We start from the raw sequence: 19,078 nt of genomic DNA, 5'->3' as shown, positions 1-19,078 counted from the left end.
CGCGATCAAGCATTGCCAATCGCCGAGCCTCTAGGATGACATCCCCGCAGTCCACGCACTCGAGCGTACATTGGCTTGGATTGGCACTAGGACGCGCGGCCATCGCCACAGCAAGATTAAGAGCAATGACGTTATCAGCAACATCTGCGTTGTCAGACATAGGTCAGATCCTCCGCATGCATCTTGCGGAGCACTGCGCGCAACTTAAACACCGCCTGCACCATCCGCTCGGCCAGCAGTTCAAACTCAGCTAGTTCGTCATCGTCCAATTTGTCATCGGACAATGAGGTCGATACATGCGTGGCTAACTCCCCCTCACGAGAAAGCAACTCGCCAATGCCTGCCATTAGCGACTGCGCCGTGTCGGTGTCGCTCAACTCGGAAACGTCGATTCCCACCCAACCGATGGGATGCAGCAACGCGTCTACGATGCGCGGATCGCGCGTGGCATCCAGCACCAATTCAAGATCGCCAATGTTAGGCGTGTGACTGGTGTTGGTCAGGCTCAGCTTATGATTGAGGGTGGTGGCGTTGCCGCCGTCGATAGCGGCAATGGCAGTGGCTCCGCCCGGATAATCACGTGCGGCGTGAAGCAAAGCTTGCGGTAGAGTCAACAGCGAACGCCGTGCGCGCTCAATGGAATTGAACTGTTTACGGTTCATGGCAAAACTCCAAAAACTCTGCCAGTGACCGCTGCATGCCTGTTTGGTACAGTTGTGCTGTGGTCACTCACAGGTGGTCGCATGCAGCCGGTTGCTCTGTGGTAGAAAACCCGGCTGCACCCCGATGGCAAGGCACACGCTCCGCATGTGCCCTTCCGTTGCAGCTTGCAGACCGTGGTGGGTTAGCAGGCAACCCAGGGCATCCGTGCCTTGGGGGGCGGTGGAACGGCGCGTTGTATTGGTTTGCTCCGCGCCGCTCTGCCTTTTACTTCGTCAAGCGGCCTGCTGGCTTGACGCTTTATCTGTCGCCCTGAGCTTTCCATCTGTAAGCACTTGAACCTGGTACTGGCGTGACTGCGGCGGCTCAGAGCCCCATTGCGATACTGCAGCGGGGGAGACTTTCAGAGCCGCAGCCACTTTAGATTTCCCTCCGAAGAAGGCGATTACTTCTGTCGTGAGCATGGTGCTCTCCTGTTTGCCTACCCAATACAGTAAGTACACTTAACTTATTTGGCAAGCAAATGAAGGACTCCAAACAAAGTAAGCCTTAAGCTAGCTTAATGAATACTCCAGCAGAAAGAATCGCATACGCCATTTCCAAGTGCGGAAAGAAAGCCAGCGTCTTGGCCATAGAGTCCAACCTGAGTGCTGCCAGAATTAGCCAGTTAGCCCAGGGAGACGGGAGCCTCAAGGCTGAAAATCTTTTCCTATTCGCACGCGCTACCGGGTTCTCAGCACAGTGGCTTGCCGAAGGCATAGGGGACAAATATGACGCCGGCGCCCTCGAGGAGGGCCATGTGCTGATTCCCCAATTCACCGCCAAGGCGGGTGCAGGCCCGGGTCACACAAACCACCACATAGAAGACCTCGGCGGCCTAATGTTTAGGAGAGACTGGCTTACCCGAATGGGCTTGAAGGAAAAGAACCTCAAGGTCATCTACAGCACAGGAATGAGCATGTTCCCGACCATTGCTGATGATGATGTGCTGCTGATTGACGAAGGCCAGCGGGAGCCATTGAACGGCAGAATCTATGCAATTCAGCGCCCAGACGGAGACATCAGCATCAAGCGCTTAGTCCACACGCTCACCAACGGTTGGATAATTCGAAGCGACAACGAGGACAAACGCGCCTATCCGGATGAGAGCGCGACCGATACAAGCATTGGTCATCTACTCATCATCGGACGGGCCGTATGGCACGCTGGAGCCCTCTAGCTGTAGATCTCTTAACAAAATAACTTAAGCATCCTTGACTTAAAAAGTTAAGAGAACTTTAATTGCCTCACTCTCCCACCACAGAGCGAGGCAATCCCCATGCAAACCGCAACCTTGCACGTACTCCCAACGTGCCCACCCAGCCGTATTTTCGAGGTGCGCCGCCTAGCCGTAATCCACGGTTGCACCTTCGCACCCACCAAACGCAAAGCTGCCACCAGCCACATGCCAGCGCCCTTCAATCCAGATGATGGAGGGCGCGCAGCATGAGCAGACTGTCTCTCAATGCCGGTGCGTATATTCGCCTGCAGGCCCAGGTAACCCTTAGCGGCACCTTCAATCACACCCTTCACTCGCGTGATGGCGGCCAAACCGTAACGGCTAAGGTCGAGATCTATCAGTGCACCGCCGGCATCACAGTATTGGTGCAGATCTGCGGGACGCTCAATTCCGTCACCCTCGATAAGCACCGCAAAAACAACGCCACGCGTGTCGCTAGCTTCATTGAAGGTATCGCGAACGGCCTCAGCCCTACCGGCGTGCCCGATGTAGATGAGCATGAGGCTGTCGGTGATATAGAGGCCATCCTACGTCTGGCAATTCGACGTGGGCGCGGCATTTACCATCTGATCGCTGACGAACTGGATCCCTCTGTACAGATCCAGCGCAACCCACGTGGCGGCTACATCGCCAAGCTTGAACTCGACGCCGCCGGATGCGTGCTCACCCTGCCCGCCGACAACCAGCGCGCCTACGCAATCTTGGCTGAAAACCTCAACCAATTCCTGCAGGGCTACCGCAATAGCCTCGCAGCCGCCGCGTGAGGTGTCGTCATGAGCCTATCCCTCAAACGCGTAGCGGAACGCCTAGGTTTGGGTCACCGCGAACTGATGAAACGCATGCGCGACAAAGGCTTGCTGGATCAACACAACCTGCCAACCAACCCTGCCTTGACCAAAGACTTTTTGGTCACCCGTGAGAGTCGCTGGTTTCACGAGAAGCATGGCATGCAATACAAGCGCACCACGCGCGTGACCGACATTGGTATTTCCTGGCTGGCCAGGCAGATCGGCATTGAGCGCCCAGCCCCACCCGCCGTGCCTGACCCGCGAGAAGTCGCGTAATGAGACAGCCTGAAGCATGGCCGCGCCAGTACGCCCGCCAGATCACGGCGATGCGGACCCGAGAGGAACGCATTGCCGCGCTGGCAGAAGTACCGGAGCACCTACGCGATCTGGTACGCACGCACGTTGAGATCGCCTGGAACCACCCCCGAGGGAACCCACATGGACCGCAAGCTGATTGACACCCTACTGATCGAGCTGCTGAACCTGCCCGAAGAACGTCGTACGCCAGAAAAAATTCTGGCCAACCTCACAATGGCCGCCACAGCCGCCGGCGCTTCCCTCACCATCACCGGCGCACCGCTGCAAATGGAGCACCTACAACTAGCTGCAGCTCTCGACCAGCTCGTCATCGATCTCGGCCCCAACTACCGGGCGCGCGCCATGCTGCGCCTTGGCTACGGTATTGAGGGAGTTGAGCTAGGTGCCGTGCTGGAACCGCTAGACAGCACCTCTCCACTGCCGCGTTTCGTGGCGTTCGGCAACACAGCACGCACAGCCCTGGCAGCTATCAACCGCGATATTCGAGCCAGTAACCAACCCCATGCCAAAGCAGCGCCGCAACGTAAGCCCGGAAAGCTGACGCTCGGCACGCTCAAGGCCCAAGTAGATAAGGCGAACGCAGCATGACGGCCTCCTTACAGCGCGAACTGCGCCTGCCGATAGCGCCCAGAAGTCAAACCGTTGACCTGCTGTACCGAACCCTCGGGGATCTGCTCGTCCCCGTCGAACAGGTACGTGAACGTTACTTCAGCAATCTAAACCAAGACAACTTCACTCGCGCACTGACAAGTGGCCGTGTAGCGCTGCCCATCACCACTCTGGATACCAGCGCAAAGCGCCCCCGTTTTATCGATATCCGCCATCTGGCGATCTTCATTGATACGCAGGCCGATGCCGCAGATGAGGTGCTCAACCCCAGCCAGACGAGAGATGACATTTTAACCGACACACTTCGATAACAGCTGAACCACCGCAACCGCTGCACCACCAGCCATGCGGAACACAACACTAGGAGCAAACCAGATGACGGCATTAGAAACTCTCGCCTTGATCAGCTTCGTAATTGCACTCGCCATCCTGTATTGGGTCGGGTACCGAGGCGGCTTAAAGGACGGCTGGAGCGAAGGCTACGACGACGGCCACGCTAAGGGCTACATCCAGGGCATTGAGGAGGGCGAGTCGTCGTCCGCAACTGCTCTCGAAAACGCCACACGGCGATGTGAGCGCCTGGAACTGATTTTGATCAGGGAACCCCAGGACCGTCAGATCCTTCTGGCCATCGCGGGGAAACTCAAACTGGCCGCCGATTTCTTCCACGCCATCAAATCGGAAGGCCACGCGACTCAAGCACTCATGTTGCGCGACCACGCTTTGAGCATGGCCGACGAGTTGAATGCCTTCCGCCAGGAGGATGTGACATGAGCCGCGCCATCCCGATGCTGCGGCTGACGCCTCAAGCCGCTGGAACGCTACAACAGCAATACACAAAGGCGATCAAGGAACTGCACGACATAACTCGCCGCAACCGAGAGTTCGACCGTCAGTTGAGAGCGCTCATCGGCTACAACAGGCTGCGCGATCTGCACAAAGCAACAGACGACGCCCTGCTGCTGGCCGACCTCGTGAAGGAGGCAGCATGAACTGGATCCTCACCCACACCGGCAAGCGTTTTGACCTGTTCGAACCTGACGCCGACATGATCGATCCACGGGATATTTCCCACTCACTGGCACACCTCTGCCGCTTCAACGGGCACACCCGCGAGTTCTACAGCGTGGCCCAACACAGCTGCATCGTCGCTGAGCTGGTGCCAGAAGAATACAAGCTCGCTGCCCTGCTCCACGACGCGACCGAAGCCTACCTGGGCGACATGACGCGCCCACTCAAGCAGTGGATGCCCTACTACCGTGGCTTCGAGGACGTGATCTGGATGCGCGTTTGTGAGCGCTTCGATCTGGACTTGGATCTTCCTGCCTGCGTGTACATAGCCGACCTGATGGCACTAGCGACCGAGCGCCGCGACCTCATGCCAACCGATGCGGCTATATGGGATTGCTTGGTCGGCATCGAACCCATGGTTGAAATCATCCGCCCATGGCCTGCCGCAGAAGCCCGACTCACCTACCACCAGCGACTGATGGACCAACTTGCTATTGAACACCGGAGGAAAGCGGCATGAAGAACCACAAGGACAACACCAACGCCCTGCCCGCTTTGCTCCGCACTGCAGGTAGCGTCGACACGCTAGAAACAAACAGTCTCTGCTGCGCAGCAGCAGGCATTATTGCTCCTTCTAGCGCCACTGCCGAGGCACTTATACCGCACGATAAGCTGCGCGGGGCAGCGCTCAGTGATGCAACGCTAACCGCTCCAGAGCGCCCGCTCGCGCAGCCTGCCGAAGGGGGTAAAGTAGTTTTTGCATCAAGCATCTGTGTCGCCAACAAGCCCGTGCCGCTCACAAAAATCGTCAAGAAATCCGTGAACCACGCTCAGCACATGAGCCACTGGAACCGTACCCACACCATTGGAAATCATGAGTACCGCGGCATCAGCGCTGAGGGTATCACCTGCTCGCATGATTCCAACCTCTGCGGCCATAGTGGTAAACCAAACAGAGGCCGGCTTGATGGTGTCATCTGGATATCGATCCGCTGCGTAGTGCTTGAAGGAGTTCGCTATTTCACGACAGGTACTGAGGCTGGGGCAAAGCTCTCTCAGATGCATCTGAAAATTCGTTTTGGTCGGTTGACTTCCCCTCTGCCCCTTGCCCCAGATTTCACGCTGGGACTCGGATCCACAGTGCCAAATCCACTCGCAAATATGGAAAGCCGTGAGAGCACCGTTGATTGCAAAGTAGCTCGAAGTAGCGAGTCTATCCGTAGCCTTGGAAATGTGACTGCGCTGCAGCTGGCCTACCTCCCAGTCCAACTTCAACAACATGTCGTTGATACTTTTCACCTGAAACGTATGCACCGATCTGCCTCCTCTTATCCCCGTTTTAAGCATTGCGCCCCTGCTCACCGACGCGGGGCTCGGCTTAACCAATGCCCACCGTCAATCCATTCAAAGTCGTACGACCGCAGCTTGTGGAGGCGAAAAATATGAGTCTCCCAAACTGGGTAATGATCAGCCGCGCCGCGGAACTCACCGGCTATAGCGAAGACGCTATCCGCCACAAAGTGAAGAACGGCACCTGGGCCCAAGGTCGTGTCTGGCGCAAGACTCCGGACGGCCGCATTGCAATCAACATGACGGAGTATGACAAGTGGGCCGAGAGCGCACCTCAGGAAGCGGCCTAGAAACCGAACTGGCAAAGCACAAAGGGATTGAGATACACGGCGGCTACCTGCGCGTCGTGTTTATGTGGCGACGTATACGCTGCCGCGAATCCCTCGGCCTTCCGGTAACCAAAGCCAATATTAAACATGCAGCTCTACTAAGGGCAGCCATTATCCATGAAATTAAAACTGGGCACTTCGACTACAACCGTCACTTCCCCAACTCGAAGAACGCGACCAATTACAGCAACGTAAAGGACGAACGCCTGGCCTCGTTAATGGACCGTTACAAACCACTCAAGGCCGTCGACATCACCCCGATGACCGAAGAGAAATATGGCTATGCGCTGGATATTTGCATCGCGCTATTAGGTCCTGAACGATTGGCACGCATTCTTTTGCCCGAAGATATCCAGTTACTCAGGACACAATTGATCGCCACCCGTGCTCCGTCAACCGCGAACCACTACCTAGCCACGTTCGCCGGCTTCCTGGCCTGGTGTGAAAAGAACAGCTACTGCCGCAAAGGCCTGTCAGCCGCATGCATACGATTTGCGATGACAGGACGTGAACCAGATCCGCTAACAAAAAGCGAGTTCGAACAACTGATCAGCAAAGGATGCCTTCATCCACAAGATTCAGCGGCGATCACCCTCGCGGTCTACACGGGCCTTCGCCCGGGAGAGATGTGTGCACTAGCTGTCGAAGACATCGACCTAGTTGCAGGGCAGATAAATATCATCCGAGCAATAACCGCAGATGGCACATTCAAAGTCCCGAAGACTGGAAAACCTCGGACTGTGCTTCTGATGCCACCAGCCGTCGAAGCCTGCAAAGTTTTGATAGGACTGGTTGCAGGCTATGCGCCTCGCGAGATCGTGGTGTACCTGAACCGTCACGAGAAACGCATAGAAACAGTTACCCCGTTGCTATCCCCGATGACACAAGCCCGCAAGAAAATTATCAATCCATGGTTCATTCCCACATCGTGGAACACAAAGTGGGCAGCAATTCAAAAGCGCTCGGGTATCCGCCAGCGCCGGCCATACCAGACCCGGCATACCTATGCCTGCTGGTGCCTGACCGCTCGAGGCAACCTTGCATTTATTTCAAAACAAATGGGACACAAGGACTTTACGATGCTCGTTGAGGTCTACGCTAAATGGATGGACGACGAATCCTCAGGAGAACTGAAACGAATTTGGAGAAATTTGCAGAGCTAAAGAATTCACATAAGCCTTGAAATGAAGCACATCACGAAAAAACCTTGAAAAAAGCGCGAAAAAAAGGGCTGCATCCTGCTCACCCCCTAGGCCGAAGGGCGCCTCTCGAAGAGAGGCGCCCTTCGGCCTAGGGGGTGAGCATGTGGAGCGCTCGAAAGATCACATGCATTATAAAAACACATGTCAAGGGTAAGCGTCAATTTTTTAACATTTTGAAAAGGCTAAAATCTTAAGACATTGAAAGCAGGGGCTTTTGCCCACATCATGAAACGGCACAAAATTAGCCTTTACTCGTTAGGCATTTCACCTCAAGATAAGCCCCAGCAGGACTGATATCGCAAGGCCAGCCCCAGCCATAGGGCCGTCGGGTCAGACGAAAAAGCTTTGCATTAGCCTGCTGATAAACTATATTTAGGTCGCCTCGTGAAATCAGCACAACGTGGCACAACCCGAAGCATCGTGCTCTCTTATGGAGGTTATACATGAAAGATTTCGTAGCCAATGTCTATATGGACGAGCGTCCGGACATCTGAGTTATATCCATCTGTAAAAGAGCAGGCATTGTGCCTGCTTTTTTTTTCTTAAAAATTAGCAAGTGGTGAAAAAACAATGGAAAGCTCGAACTCCACTGCGATCCTAGATCCAATCCTGCATTCCTTTTTGAACATTTATCCTAGCTTGCTTAACCTCATATTCGTAATGGTTTTAATACTTTTTGGTGCTTATCTCGGTGGCTACGCAAAGTGGTCTCGCGCAGCGGGAGAAGATGAAAGTATACCTCTGAAAACTATTTTATTTGGCGCTGCAGCCTCTTTCATTTGCGTGCCATTTTTTTCATCAGTTATTCATATTGATTACCAATCAATAATACTTCCGATCGAAGCTGGCAAAACTGCGACATTTGTACAACAAGCCCTTCTACTTGTATCCGTGTCAGGCATCGCATCTTATCTTGGCTATGCGCTTCTCGACGGAATAGCAGACAAGGTTTTACAGCAAGAGATCGAGAAAGAGTCGAAAGAGAGAAAAAAGCAGGACGAAAATATTCTTATGCAAAACAACAAGTTACGAGCAGAAGTATTATATCTTAAAGCCGTAACAAACACCGAATCATTTGAAAAAACCAGCTCCAAGAATCTCTTGGAAGAGGCGCTAAGATGCATCAATGAGGCTCTCGCAATTTACAGCGACGACAAAGCATCTGTAGAGTATGACAAATCAAGAGTATATAAAGGCTACATTCTCAAGAGACTAGGAAGAATTCAAGAGGCCCTCGAGATTGTAAACGAGCAAATCCAGGCCGGTCGTACTACGCCAATTACTCTATTCAACAAAGCTTGCTACATGTACATGTTGCAACAAGATGCCCAAGAGAGCCTTGACCAGATTAAAGCCTTAATCCGCCAAGCCATCACACTTGAAACAACCGATCACACGCTAAAGCAAAAACAGTTGTGGATAAAAAACAAGATAAAAGATGACAAAGAGCCCGACCTGAAAGGCCTCTTTAGCGAAGCCGAACGCGCAGAGATCGGCGAGCTAGAATGTGGCAAGCCCGCCTAGCTTGACACGCCAGCGCCAGGAGCCACCGTATCCGCAAACTCATCCGTGGTAATCTGGCGCCCCTATCCAGGGCAAGGAGTCTTGGGGTCAGATCAAGCTGCTATCAGTCTAGTTGCTAACGAAAAGCCCCATTTTCGCCCCAACTTTTATTATAGATTTCGCTAACCCACTGATGAATAAAGCAATTTCAGATCTATCCTCACACACCCCGATGATGCAGCAGTACTGGCGCCTGAAAAACCAGCACCCTGATCAGTTGATGTTCTATCGCATGGGCGACTTCTACGAGATCTTCTATGAAGACGCGAAGAAGGCCGCCAAGTTGCTGGACATCACCTTGACCGCGCGCGGGCAGTCGGCGGGGCAGTCGATTCCGATGTGCGGGATTCCTTACCACTCGCTGGAGGGTTACCTGGTCAAGCTGGTGAAGCTGGGCGAATCGGTGGTGATCTGCGAGCAGATCGGCGATCCGGCCACCAGCAAGGGCCCGGTGGAACGCCAGGTGGTGCGCATTATTACGCCGGGGACGGTGAGTGATGAGGCGCTGCTGGATGAGCGTCGCGATAACCTGATCGCTGCGGTGCTGGGCGATGAGCGCTTGTTCGGGCTTTCGGTACTGGACATCACCAGCGGCAATTTCAGCGTGCTGGAGATCAAGGGCTGGGAAAACCTGCTGGCGGAGCTGGAGCGCATCAACCCGGTGGAGTTGTTGATCCCGGATGATTGGCCGAAGGATCTGCCTGCGGAAAAACGCCGTGGGACCAAGCGTCGCGCGCCATGGGATTTCGAGCGTGACTCGGCACTGAAAAGTCTATGCCAGCAGTTCTCGGTGCAGGACCTTAAAGGCTTCGGTTGCGAAACCCTGACCCTGGCCATCGGCGCTGCGGGTTGCCTGCTCAGCTATGCCAAGGAAACCCAACGCACCGCCCTGCCGCATTTGCGCAGCCTGCGCCATGAGCGCCTGGACGACGCCGTGGTGCTCGATGGCGCGAGCCGTCGCAACCTGGAACTGGACACCAACCTGTCCGGCGGGCGTGACAACACCCTGCAATCGGTGGTCGACCGCTGCCAAACCGCCATGGGCAGCCGTCTGTTGACCCGCTGGTTGAACCGTCCGTTGCGGGATTTGACGGTGCTGCAGGCGCGCCAGACGTCGATTACCTGCCTGCTGGACGGCTATCGCTTTGAAAAGCTGCAGCCGCAGCTGAAGGAAATCGGCGACATCGAGCGCATCCTGGCGCGGATCGGCCTGCGCAATGCGCGACCCCGTGACCTGGCGCGTCTGCGCGATGCCCTCAGCGCCCTGCCGCAACTGCAAGTGGCAATGACCGAACTGGATACGCCGCACCTGCAACAGCTCGCCGTAACGGCCGGTACCTACCCGGAACTGGCAGCGCTGTTGGAAAAGGCCATTATCGACAACCCGCCGGCGATCATCCGTGACGGCGGCGTGCTCAAGACCGGCTACGACAGCGAACTGGACGAACTGCAGTCCCTGAGCGAAAACGCCGGGCAGTTCCTGATCGACCTGGAAGCCCGCGAAAAAGCTCGCACCGGCCTGGCCAACCTGAAGGTGGGCTACAACCGCGTGCATGGCTACTTTATCGAGTTGCCGAGTAAGCAGGCCGAGTCGGCGCCCATCGACTATCAACGCCGCCAGACACTCAAAGGTGCCGAGCGTTTTATCACCCCGGAGCTGAAGGAGTTTGAAGACAAGGCGCTGTCGGCCAAGAGCCGTGCCCTGGCCCGGGAAAAGATGCTCTACGAGGCGTTGCTGGAAGACTTGATCAGCCAGTTGGCGCCGCTGCAGGACACCGCCGCCGCCCTGGCGGAGCTGGATGTGCTGAGCAACCTCGCCGAACGGGCGCTGAATCTCGACCTGAACTGCCCACGGTTTGTCAGCGAGCCGTGCATGCGCATCGTGCAGGGGCGCCACCCGGTGGTGGAGCAGGTGCTGACCACGCCGTTCGTCGCCAACGACCTGTCGCTGGACGATGATACGCGCATGTTGGTGATCACCGGTCCGAACATGGGTGGTAAATCCACCTACATGCGTCAAACCGCCTTGATCGTACTGCTGGCGCATATCGGCAGCTTTGTGCCAGCGGCCAGTTGTGAATTGTCCCTGGTAGACCGCATCTTCACCCGGATCGGCTCCAGCGATGACCTGGCCGGTGGCCGTTCGACCTTTATGGTGGAAATGAGCGAGACCGCGAATATCCTGCACAACGCCACCGAGCGCAGCCTGGTGCTGATGGACGAAGTGGGTCGCGGCACCAGTACGTTTGACGGCCTGTCCCTGGCATGGGCGGCGGCCGAACGGTTGGCGCATCTGCGTGCGTATACGCTATTTGCCACCCACTACTTCGAACTGACGGTGCTGCCGGAAAGCGAGCCGCTGGTGGCCAACGTGCATCTGAATGCCACCGAGCACAACGAGCGCATCGTATTCCTGCACCACGTGCTGCCAGGGCCGGCCAGCCAGAGTTACGGGCTGGCCGTAGCGCAATTGGCCGGCGTGCCGAACGACGTGATCACCCGTGCCCGCGAGCACCTCAGCCGCCTGGAAACCACGGCCCTGCCCCATGAAACCGTGGTGGCCAGCCCTGCCAAGGCCAGCCGCAAACCTGCTGCGCCGCACCAGAGCGATATGTTCGCCAGCCTGCCCCATCCGGTGCTGGATGAATTGGCAAAGCTTGACCTGGACGACTTGACGCCGCGAAAAGCGCTGGAAATGTTATATGCACTGAAGACTCGGATATAACGCTCACGCTTGCAAGCTGATAGACTCTCGCGCGGTTTGGGATGCTGCTGGCTCTTAGCCTGGCCTGCAGACTATCGCTCCCGAACCTCGCGAGCCCTACCACAAAGGGTTTCGCTGCCGCCGCCTGAGGAGAGAATTAGAAATGACCTTCGTCGTCACCGACAACTGCATCAAGTGCAAGTACACCGACTGCGTAGAAGTGTGTCCGGTGGACTGCTTCTACGAAGGCCCGAACTTCCTGGTCATCCACCCGGACGAGTGCATTGACTGCGCCCTGTGTGAACCTGAATGCCCGGCCGTCGCCATTTTCTCCGAGGACGAAGTCCCGGCGGGCATGGAACAGTTCATTCAGTTGAACGTTGAATTGGCTGAAATCTGGCCAAACATCACCGAGAAGAAAGACTCGTTGCCGGATGCCGCCGAATGGGATGGCAAACCCAACAAGATTGAGCAACTAGAGCGCTAAAAGCGCCGCTGCCCAACAAAAAAAGGCCCTTCAAGGGCCTTTTTTGCGTTCCGGGGAACGCATTCACTTTTCTATAGACGAAAAAAGGGGCGGTATGACCCGCCCACATTTTTTCCCTAGTCCCTGTGTTCCTTTTCATCATCCTGATGAATCGCATCCTGCGACGTTCCTTCAACCATCGTTCCTTGATGGCTGTGTCAATCCGTGGACACAGGGCTGATGTTAGAGAGTTCCGAGGGAAGTTCAACGGGATCCAAACTTGGCACTGACAGTTTCCAGCGCCCAGACAAAGATAAATAATTGTTATATTTCAATTAGATAGAAAACTCCCTCAAGGATTAGAGACGCACACGCCCGGCAAAAAAACCAAACACTTACGAGAAAGTAAGCGAATGCTTACGCGCGCCATTGCGTAAAAGCGTAAAAGAAACCCATTGACCGATCTCCAGGCAAGAAAAAGCCCCGACAAGTCGAGGCTTCTTGTCCTTCAGCGAGTTCAGTCGTCGCTGACCGTAATGGTCGGCATTGCCGGGGCCGCCGCTTCCTGCAGGACGATCCGGGCGCCCACATGGCGAGCCAATTCCTGGTAGATCATGGCGATCTGGCCATCGGGCTCTGCCGCTACGGTGGGCTTGCCGCCGTCGGCCTGTTCACGAATGCCCATCGACAATGGCAACGAGGCCAGTAGTTCAACGCCGTACTGGATCGCCAGCTTCTCGCCACCACCTTCACCAAATAGATGCTCTGCGTGGCCGCAGTTGGAGCAGATGTGCACCGCCATGTTCTCCACCACACCCAGCACCGGAATGTTGACCTTGCGGAACATCTCCACGCCCTTCCTGGCGTCCAGCAACGCCAGGTCCTGGGGCGTGGTCACGATCACCGAGCCGGCCACCGGGACTTTCTGTGCCAGGGTCAGTTGGATATCGCCGGTGCCTGGCGGCATGTCGATCACCAGGTAATCCAGGTCGCCCCAGGCGGTCTGGGTAACCAATTGCAGCAACGCGCCGGAGACCATCGGCCCGCGCCACACCATCGGCGTGTTGTCATCGGTCAGGAACGCCATGGACATGACCTCCACGCCCATGGACTCGATCGGCACGAACCACTTCTGGTCCTTGACCTTCGGCCGCGTGCCTTCGGCGATGCCGAACATCACGCCCTGGCTCGGGCCGTAGATATCGGCGTCGAGAATACCCACACGCGCGCCTTCACGGGCCAGGGCCAGGGCCAGGTTGGCTGCGGTGGTGGATTTGCCCACGCCGCCCTTGCCGGAAGCGACTGCCACCACGTTCTTGACGTTGGCCAGGCCCGGGATCTGCGCCTGGGCCTTGTGCGGGGCGATCACGCACTGGACGTCGACCTTGGCCGCACGCACGCCGTCGAGGCCCTCGATGGCCATTTGCAGCATCTGCGCCCAACCGCTCTTGAACAGGCCGGCGGCATAACCCAGCTCCAGCTGGACCGAGACCTGGTCACCCTGGACCTCGATGGCGCGTACACAGCCGGCGCTGACCGGATCCTGGTTCAAATAGGGGTCGGTGTACTGGCGAAGAACGGCTTCCACCGCTGCGCGATTGACGGCGCTCATGGGCAACTCCCGAAAAAAGACTGACTGAAACAGGCGGCTATCCTAACCGTTCCAGCAGCGTTACGGCATGCTTTCGCAGGTGCGGAAGATTCTGAAACAGCACCACGGGGTGAAATAAATTTCCCGGCGCTTTATAGTGGCCGACCTCCGTTTCATCAAGTAGCCGAGCCCCATGTCCGAGCCACGCAAGATCCTCGTCACCAGCGCCCTGCCCTATGCCAATGGTTCCATCCATCTTGGCCATATGCTTGAGTACATCCAGACCGATATGTGGGTGCGCTTCCAGAAGCATCGCGGCAATCAATGCATCTATGTCTGCGCGGACGACGCCCACGGTTCGGCCATCATGCTGCGCGCCGAAAAGGAAGGCATCACCCCGGAACAGCTGATCGCCAATGTGCAGGCTGAACACAGCGCCGACTTTGCCGAGTTCCTGGTGGATTTCGACAACTTCCACTCGACCCACTCCGCCGAAAACCGTGAGCTGTCGAGCCAGATCTACCTGCGTTTGAAGGACGCCGGGCACATTGCCACGCGCTCGATCACGCAGTATTTCGACCCGGAAAAGAAAATGTTCCTGGCCGACCGCTTCATCAAGGGCACCTGCCCGAAATGCGGCACTGAAGACCAGTACGGCGACAACTGCGAAAAATGCGGTGCCACCTACGCACCGACTGACCTTAAGAACCCGCGCTCGGCTATCTCCGGCGCCATCCCGGTACTCAAGGATTCCCAGCACTTCTTCTTCAAGCTCCCGGATTTCCAGCAGATGCTGCAAACCTGGACCCGCAGCGGCACCCTGCAGGACGCCGTGGCCAACAAGATCGCCGAATGGCTGGATGCAGGCCTGCAACAGTGGGACATCTCCCGCGATGCACCGTACTTCGGCTTCGAGATCCCAGGCGAGCCCGGCAAATACTTCTATGTATGGCTGGACGCGCCGATCGGCTACATGGCCAGCTTCAAGAACCTCTGCGACCGTACGCCGGAGCTGGACTTCGATGCGTTCTGGGGCAAGGACTCCACCGCCGAGCTGTACCACTTCATAGGCAAGGACATCGTCAACTTCCACGCCCTGTTCTGGCCAGCCATGCTCGAAGGTTCGGGCTACCGCAAGCCAACCGGCATCGCGGTACACGGCTACCTGACGGTCAATGGCCAGAAGATGTCCAAGTCCCGTGGCACCTTTATCAAGGCACGCACCTACCTGGACCACCTGTCGCCGGAATACCTGCGCTACTACTACGCCTCCAAGCTGGGCCGTGGCGTCGACGACCTGGACCTGAACCTGGAAGACTTCGTCCAGAAGGTCAACTCGGACCTGGTTGGCAAGGTGGTCAACATCGCCAGCCGCTGCGCCGGTTTTATCCACAAAGGCAACGCCGGCCTGCTGGTGGCCGAGAACGCCGCGCCGGAACTGACCGACGCGTTCCTGGCTGCCGCCCCAAGCATCGCCGACGCCTATGAAGCCCGCGACTTTGCCCGCGCCATGCGCGAGATCATGGGCCTGGCCGACCGCGCCAACGCCTGGATTGCCGACAAGGCCCCCTGGTCGCTGAACAAGCAGGAAGGCAAGCAGGAAGAGGTCCAGGCGATCTGCGCCACCGGCGTCAACCTATTCCGCCAGTTGGTGATCTTCCTCAAGCCCGTGTTGCCATTGCTGGCCGCCGACGCCGAGGCGTTCCTCAATGTCGCCCCGCTCACCTGGAACGACCACGCCACGTTGCTCAGCAACCATCAGTTGAATGAATTCAAGCCTCTGATGACCCGGATCGACCCGGTCAAGGTCCAGGCAATGACCGACGCATCGAAAGAAGACCTGGCTGCCAGCCAGACCGATACCGGCGAATCGAAACCGGCCGGTAACGGCGAGCTGGCCAAGGACCCGCTTTCCCCGGAAATCGACTTTGACGCCTTTGCTGCCGTGGACCTGCGCGTGGCGCTGATCATCAAGGCCGAAGCCGTGGAAGGGGCCGACAAACTGCTGCGCCTGACCCTCGATATTGGTGACGAACAACGCAACGTGTTCTCCGGAATCAAGAGCGCCTATCCGGACCCATCCAAGCTCAATGGTCGCCTGACCATGATGATTGCCAACCTCAAGCCGCGGAAAATGAAGTTCGGTATCTCCGAAGGCATGGTGATGGCGGCTGGCCCTGGCGGCGAAGAGATCTACCTGCTGAGCCCGGACAGCGGCGCCAAGCCGGGTCAACGTATCAAGTAAGCGCTGCAAAACAGCCCTGTCGTTTCGGCGACGGGGCTTTTCAACTAGTCCCCCCTTCTCGCTTGCCGGATAATCAAACCCTGTTTGTTCAACCGGCACGCCAATGATCACTCCATGAATCTGATTCAACGTATCGACGCGCTGCTGCCGCAGACACAATGCGGCAAATGTGGGCACCCGGGCTGCAAGCCTTACGCCGAGGGTATCGCCCGGGGCGAGGCAATCAACAAATGCCCGCCCGGAGGACAGGAGACGATCACCGGCCTTGCGCTATTACTGCGTGTACCCATTCTGGAGCTGGATACCAGCCGTGGGGACGCCCCGGCCCAGGTCGCCTACATCCGCGAGGCCGAGTGCATCGGCTGCACCAAATGCATCCAGGCCTGCCCGGTGGACGCGATTGTCGGCGCCGCCAAGTTGATGCACACCGTTATCATCGATGAGTGCACCGGTTGCGACCTGTGCGTCGCGCCCTGCCCCGTCGACTGCATTGAGTTACGCCCACTGGTCACAGGGCTGCCGATCGTCGGCGGCCTGGCAGCGAACGAAAACGAACGCCGTGAACGAGATTTCAAGCGCGACCGTGCCCGGCAACGCTTTGAACAACGCAATGCGCGCCTGCAACGGGAAGAAGAGCACAGGATTGCCCAACGTGTGGCGCGGCCTCAGCGTTCAGCACCAACTCCCCCTTTGCCACTTGACGCAGCGCGAGCCGCCCAGGATGCGGAGGTGAAAAAAGCCAAGATCAATGTGGCCATGAGCCGCGCCCAATTGCACAAATCCTTGCAGGCTTTTGGGCACCCGCCGACCTTTGAACAACAATCCCAACTGATCGCCCTGCAACAGCAGTTCGAGGCAGCGGAGCAGGCGTTGGCAGCCCTGGGCCAGCATCACACACCCGCGACACCGCTGCCTGCCGTCAACAACGCCGACCTCAAGCGCGCCAAAATCCAATTGGCGATGCGCCGGGCCGAGTTGAAGAAAGCCCTCGACCAACAGGCGGATCCGCAACAATTAGCCGACGCGCAACACAAGCTCGATGATGCGCAGCGCCAAGTAGACGCCCATGGCACATGACTGATAATCCTGGGGGTTGTTACAGTCCATCGCCGACACCACATTGATATCGTCGGCTTGTCCTGCTCGCAGGACTCCAGGCCTGGACCCACTATTCGAAACTACGCTGACTGCCCGAAAGGAACCTTCCGCCCCATGAACGCCGCAAAACGCCTGGAAATTTTTCGCAGGCTTCACGAAGACAATCCGGAACCCAAGACCGAACTGGCCTACTCCTCGCCGTTCGAGTTACTGATTGCAGTGATCCTGTCGGCCCAATCCACGGACGTCGGCGTCAACAAGGCCACGGCCAGGCTGTATCCCGTGGCAAACACGCCAGAGGCGATTTACGCCCTGGGCGTGGACGGGTTATCGGAGTACATCAAGACCATCGGCCTCTACAACAGCAAGGCCAAGAATGTCATCGAGACCTGCCGCTTGCTGATAGAACGGCACAATAGCGAAGTGCCAGAAACCCGCGAAGCACTGGAAGCCCTGCCGGGGGTGGGCCGTAAAACCGCTAACGTGGTGCTCAACACCGCATTCAGGCAACTCACCATGGCCGTGGATACCCATATTTTTCGGGTCAGTAATCGAACCGGAATAGCCCGCGGCAAGAACGTGGTCGAAGTGGAAAAGCAGCTCATGAAGTTCGTGCCCAAACCGTACCTGCTTGACTCCCACCATTGGCTGATCCTGCACGGACGCTATGTTTGCCAGGCCCGCAAGCCGCGCTGCGGCAGCTGCCGCATTGAAGACCTGTGCGAATACAAGGGCAAGACGTCGGACGATTGAGGGCTCATTGGTTTTCTCGATCAGTCGATTGAAAAAATCTTTTTTACCCATTCATGGATTATCGTTATAAGGAGCGCCAACGGCAGTCTTACTCCGGAGTTAACGTTATGAGCACTGACAAAGAACAGTTGGATGTGGAAGACGACCTCGTTGAATCGGAGGACGATGGCGTGGAAGCACCTGTGGCGGAGGTCGCCAAGACCAATCTGAGCAAACGCCGTACTATCGACAACCTTCTGGAAGAACGACGCTTGCAAAAACAACTGGCCGACTACGACTTCGACCTCTGATCAAGCGGTCGACGGCCGGAAGCCTCCCTGTCGGAGGCTTTTTTCTGCCGGTTGTGCGGCCTATGCGCAGTGCTGTGCCCTCACCTATACCAAGCCGTTACGCTGGGCCAGCTCGATCAAGTCCACGAGAGAGCGGGCATTGAGCTTGAGCAGCAGACGAGTCTTGTAGGTGCTGACGGTCTTGTTGCTGAGAAACATACCGTCGGCAATCTCCTTGTTGGTCCTGCCCCGGGCCAACTGCTGCAACACCATCATCTCCCGGCCGGACAGACGCTCGACCATATCGGCCTCACTGGCATTGCCCATGGTGGAGCGTACCGAGTTGAGTGCCTGGTTTGGGAAATAGCTGTAGCCCGACAACACCGCCTTGATCGCGCTGAGCAATTCAGTCAGGTCCTGTTGCTTGCACACATAGCCAGCAGCACCCGCCTGCATGCAACGCATCGAAAAGTGACCTGGAGCCTGGGAGGTGAGCACCAGGACCTTGAACGGGACAGCCTGCTTGGTAGACGAAAGTCGGCAAATAACTTCCAGGCCATCGAGCTTGGGAATCCCAATATCCAGTATGACAATGTCCGGCATATGCTCCCGCGCAAGTTGCAACGCATCGACACCGTTATTGGTCTCTGCAACGACCTCATAACCATGACGCTCCATTAGCATACGCACAGCAAGACGAATGACGGGATGATCATCTACGATCAGCACTTTATTCATGAGAAAGTCCAATTTCGCTGTTCGAATTATTTAGAGCAAACACAATAGCCTAGTCGTTTCCTAGTTGGCATAGCGTTCCCCCCCGAGCAACAGCAAGCAGAGACC

22 protein-coding genes are annotated in these 19,078 nt (G+C 56.9%); 17 read left to right on the top strand and 5 right to left on the bottom strand.

What is annotated here, in order from left to right:
* Positions 1-152: 152 nt before the first annotated feature.
* Positions 153-662, bottom strand: a complete 510-nt coding sequence (locus tag BLW22_RS03250) for a phage regulatory CII family protein (protein WP_074844100.1) — start codon at positions 660-662, stop codon at positions 153-155.
* Between the two features lie 273 nt (positions 663-935).
* The gene (locus BLW22_RS03245) at positions 936-1,124 is read right to left on the bottom strand and encodes a Cro/CI family transcriptional regulator (RefSeq protein ID WP_053130838.1); all 189 of its coding nucleotides are present in this window, start codon (positions 1,122-1,124) and stop codon (positions 936-938) included.
* A 98-nt stretch (positions 1,125-1,222) separates the two neighbouring features.
* Here BLW22_RS03245 and BLW22_RS03240 point away from each other — a divergent pair, with 98 nt between their 5' ends.
* From BLW22_RS03240 to BLW22_RS03200, 8 genes are all read left to right on the top strand, one after another.
* Positions 1,223-1,879, top strand: a complete 657-nt coding sequence (locus BLW22_RS03240) for a LexA family transcriptional regulator (protein ID WP_065927349.1) — start codon at positions 1,223-1,225, stop codon at positions 1,877-1,879.
* A gap of 266 nt (positions 1,880-2,145) precedes the next feature.
* Positions 2,146-2,703: a hypothetical protein gene (locus tag BLW22_RS03235; RefSeq protein WP_074844098.1), complete on the top strand. Its 558-nt coding sequence runs from the start codon at positions 2,146-2,148 to the stop codon at positions 2,701-2,703.
* A 9-nt stretch (positions 2,704-2,712) separates the two neighbouring features.
* Entirely contained in the window at positions 2,713-3,003 is a 291-nt protein-coding gene (locus BLW22_RS03230; RefSeq protein WP_065927347.1) for a phage antirepressor KilAC domain-containing protein, read from the top strand.
* Positions 3,004-3,165: 162 nt separating this feature from the next.
* Positions 3,166-3,633 carry a hypothetical protein gene (locus BLW22_RS03220; protein ID WP_074844094.1) on the top strand — a complete coding sequence of 156 codons (468 nt, stop codon included), beginning with the start codon at positions 3,166-3,168 and terminating at the stop codon, positions 3,631-3,633.
* Positions 3,630-3,965: a pyocin activator PrtN family protein gene (locus BLW22_RS03215; RefSeq protein ID WP_074844092.1), complete on the top strand. Its 336-nt coding sequence runs from the start codon at positions 3,630-3,632 to the stop codon at positions 3,963-3,965. The genes BLW22_RS03220 and BLW22_RS03215 overlap by 4 nt, the downstream gene beginning before the upstream one ends.
* 64 nt (positions 3,966-4,029) lie before the next feature.
* On the top strand, positions 4,030-4,428 hold the full coding sequence (locus BLW22_RS03210) for a hypothetical protein (protein ID WP_074844090.1): 399 nt from the start codon (positions 4,030-4,032) through the stop codon (positions 4,426-4,428).
* Positions 4,425-4,646: a hypothetical protein gene (locus tag BLW22_RS03205; RefSeq protein WP_065927343.1), complete on the top strand. Its 222-nt coding sequence runs from the start codon at positions 4,425-4,427 to the stop codon at positions 4,644-4,646. The genes BLW22_RS03210 and BLW22_RS03205 overlap by 4 nt, the downstream gene beginning before the upstream one ends.
* A complete protein-coding gene (locus BLW22_RS03200; protein ID WP_074844088.1) occupies positions 4,643-5,185 on the top strand; it encodes a phosphohydrolase in 543 nt (180 codons plus the stop codon). The genes BLW22_RS03205 and BLW22_RS03200 overlap by 4 nt, the downstream gene beginning before the upstream one ends.
* Before the next feature lie 242 nt (positions 5,186-5,427).
* Here the strand turns inward: BLW22_RS03200 and BLW22_RS34810 are convergent, their stop codons facing one another.
* Entirely contained in the window at positions 5,428-5,979 is a 552-nt protein-coding gene (locus tag BLW22_RS34810) for a hypothetical protein (protein WP_159440231.1), read from the bottom strand.
* Between the two features lie 128 nt (positions 5,980-6,107).
* Here BLW22_RS34810 and BLW22_RS03190 point away from each other — a divergent pair, with 128 nt between their 5' ends.
* The 5 genes from BLW22_RS03190 to fdxA all read left to right on the top strand — a co-directional run bounded on the left by BLW22_RS03190 (position 6,108) and on the right by fdxA (position 12,300).
* Positions 6,108-6,305, top strand: a complete 198-nt coding sequence (locus tag BLW22_RS03190) for an excisionase (protein WP_074844086.1) — start codon at positions 6,108-6,110, stop codon at positions 6,303-6,305.
* Positions 6,272-7,507, top strand: a complete 1,236-nt coding sequence (locus BLW22_RS03185) for a site-specific integrase (protein WP_074844084.1) — start codon at positions 6,272-6,274, stop codon at positions 7,505-7,507. Before BLW22_RS03190 ends, BLW22_RS03185 begins: the two co-directional genes overlap by 34 nt.
* A 609-nt stretch (positions 7,508-8,116) precedes the next feature.
* Positions 8,117-9,070 carry a hypothetical protein gene (locus BLW22_RS03180; protein ID WP_074844082.1) on the top strand — a complete coding sequence of 318 codons (954 nt, stop codon included), beginning with the start codon at positions 8,117-8,119 and terminating at the stop codon, positions 9,068-9,070.
* 184 nt (positions 9,071-9,254) lie between these two features.
* The gene (gene mutS, locus BLW22_RS03175; RefSeq protein WP_162494266.1) at positions 9,255-11,834 is read left to right on the top strand and encodes a DNA mismatch repair protein MutS; all 2,580 of its coding nucleotides are present in this window, start codon (positions 9,255-9,257) and stop codon (positions 11,832-11,834) included.
* Between the two features lie 142 nt (positions 11,835-11,976).
* Positions 11,977-12,300: a ferredoxin FdxA gene (gene fdxA / locus BLW22_RS03170; RefSeq protein WP_027604581.1), complete on the top strand. Its 324-nt coding sequence runs from the start codon at positions 11,977-11,979 to the stop codon at positions 12,298-12,300.
* Between the two features lie 496 nt (positions 12,301-12,796).
* Here fdxA and apbC read toward each other — a convergent pair whose 3' ends face one another.
* Positions 12,797-13,891: an iron-sulfur cluster carrier protein ApbC gene (gene apbC / locus BLW22_RS03165; protein ID WP_074844078.1), complete on the bottom strand. Its 1,095-nt coding sequence runs from the start codon at positions 13,889-13,891 to the stop codon at positions 12,797-12,799.
* A 172-nt stretch (positions 13,892-14,063) separates the two neighbouring features.
* On the opposite strand from apbC, the gene metG reads away from it, so the two are divergent.
* From metG to BLW22_RS03145, 4 genes are all read left to right on the top strand, one after another.
* Positions 14,064-16,115 carry a methionine--tRNA ligase gene (metG, locus tag BLW22_RS03160; RefSeq protein ID WP_074844076.1) on the top strand — a complete coding sequence of 684 codons (2,052 nt, stop codon included), beginning with the start codon at positions 14,064-14,066 and terminating at the stop codon, positions 16,113-16,115.
* 114 nt (positions 16,116-16,229) lie between these two features.
* Entirely contained in the window at positions 16,230-17,192 is a 963-nt protein-coding gene (gene rsxB, locus BLW22_RS03155) for an electron transport complex subunit RsxB (protein WP_065926524.1), read from the top strand.
* A gap of 135 nt (positions 17,193-17,327) precedes the next feature.
* A complete protein-coding gene (nth, locus tag BLW22_RS03150; protein ID WP_074844074.1) occupies positions 17,328-17,966 on the top strand; it encodes an endonuclease III in 639 nt (212 codons plus the stop codon).
* A 107-nt stretch (positions 17,967-18,073) separates the two neighbouring features.
* The gene (locus tag BLW22_RS03145) at positions 18,074-18,256 is read left to right on the top strand and encodes a PA3496 family putative envelope integrity protein (RefSeq protein ID WP_027604586.1); all 183 of its coding nucleotides are present in this window, start codon (positions 18,074-18,076) and stop codon (positions 18,254-18,256) included.
* Positions 18,257-18,340: 84 nt separating this feature from the next.
* Here the strand turns inward: BLW22_RS03145 and BLW22_RS03140 are convergent, their stop codons facing one another.
* Positions 18,341-18,973, bottom strand: a complete 633-nt coding sequence (locus BLW22_RS03140; RefSeq protein WP_027604587.1) for a response regulator transcription factor — start codon at positions 18,971-18,973, stop codon at positions 18,341-18,343.
* Between the last annotated feature and the right edge of the window lie 105 nt (positions 18,974-19,078).

Origin of the sequence: Pseudomonas marginalis (genome assembly GCF_900105325.1) — a bacterium.
GTDB lineage: Bacteria > Pseudomonadota > Gammaproteobacteria > Pseudomonadales > Pseudomonadaceae > Aquipseudomonas > Aquipseudomonas marginalis.
The sequence above is the reverse complement of the archived record's forward strand: the minus strand, read 5'-3'. Positions and strand labels throughout refer to the sequence as shown.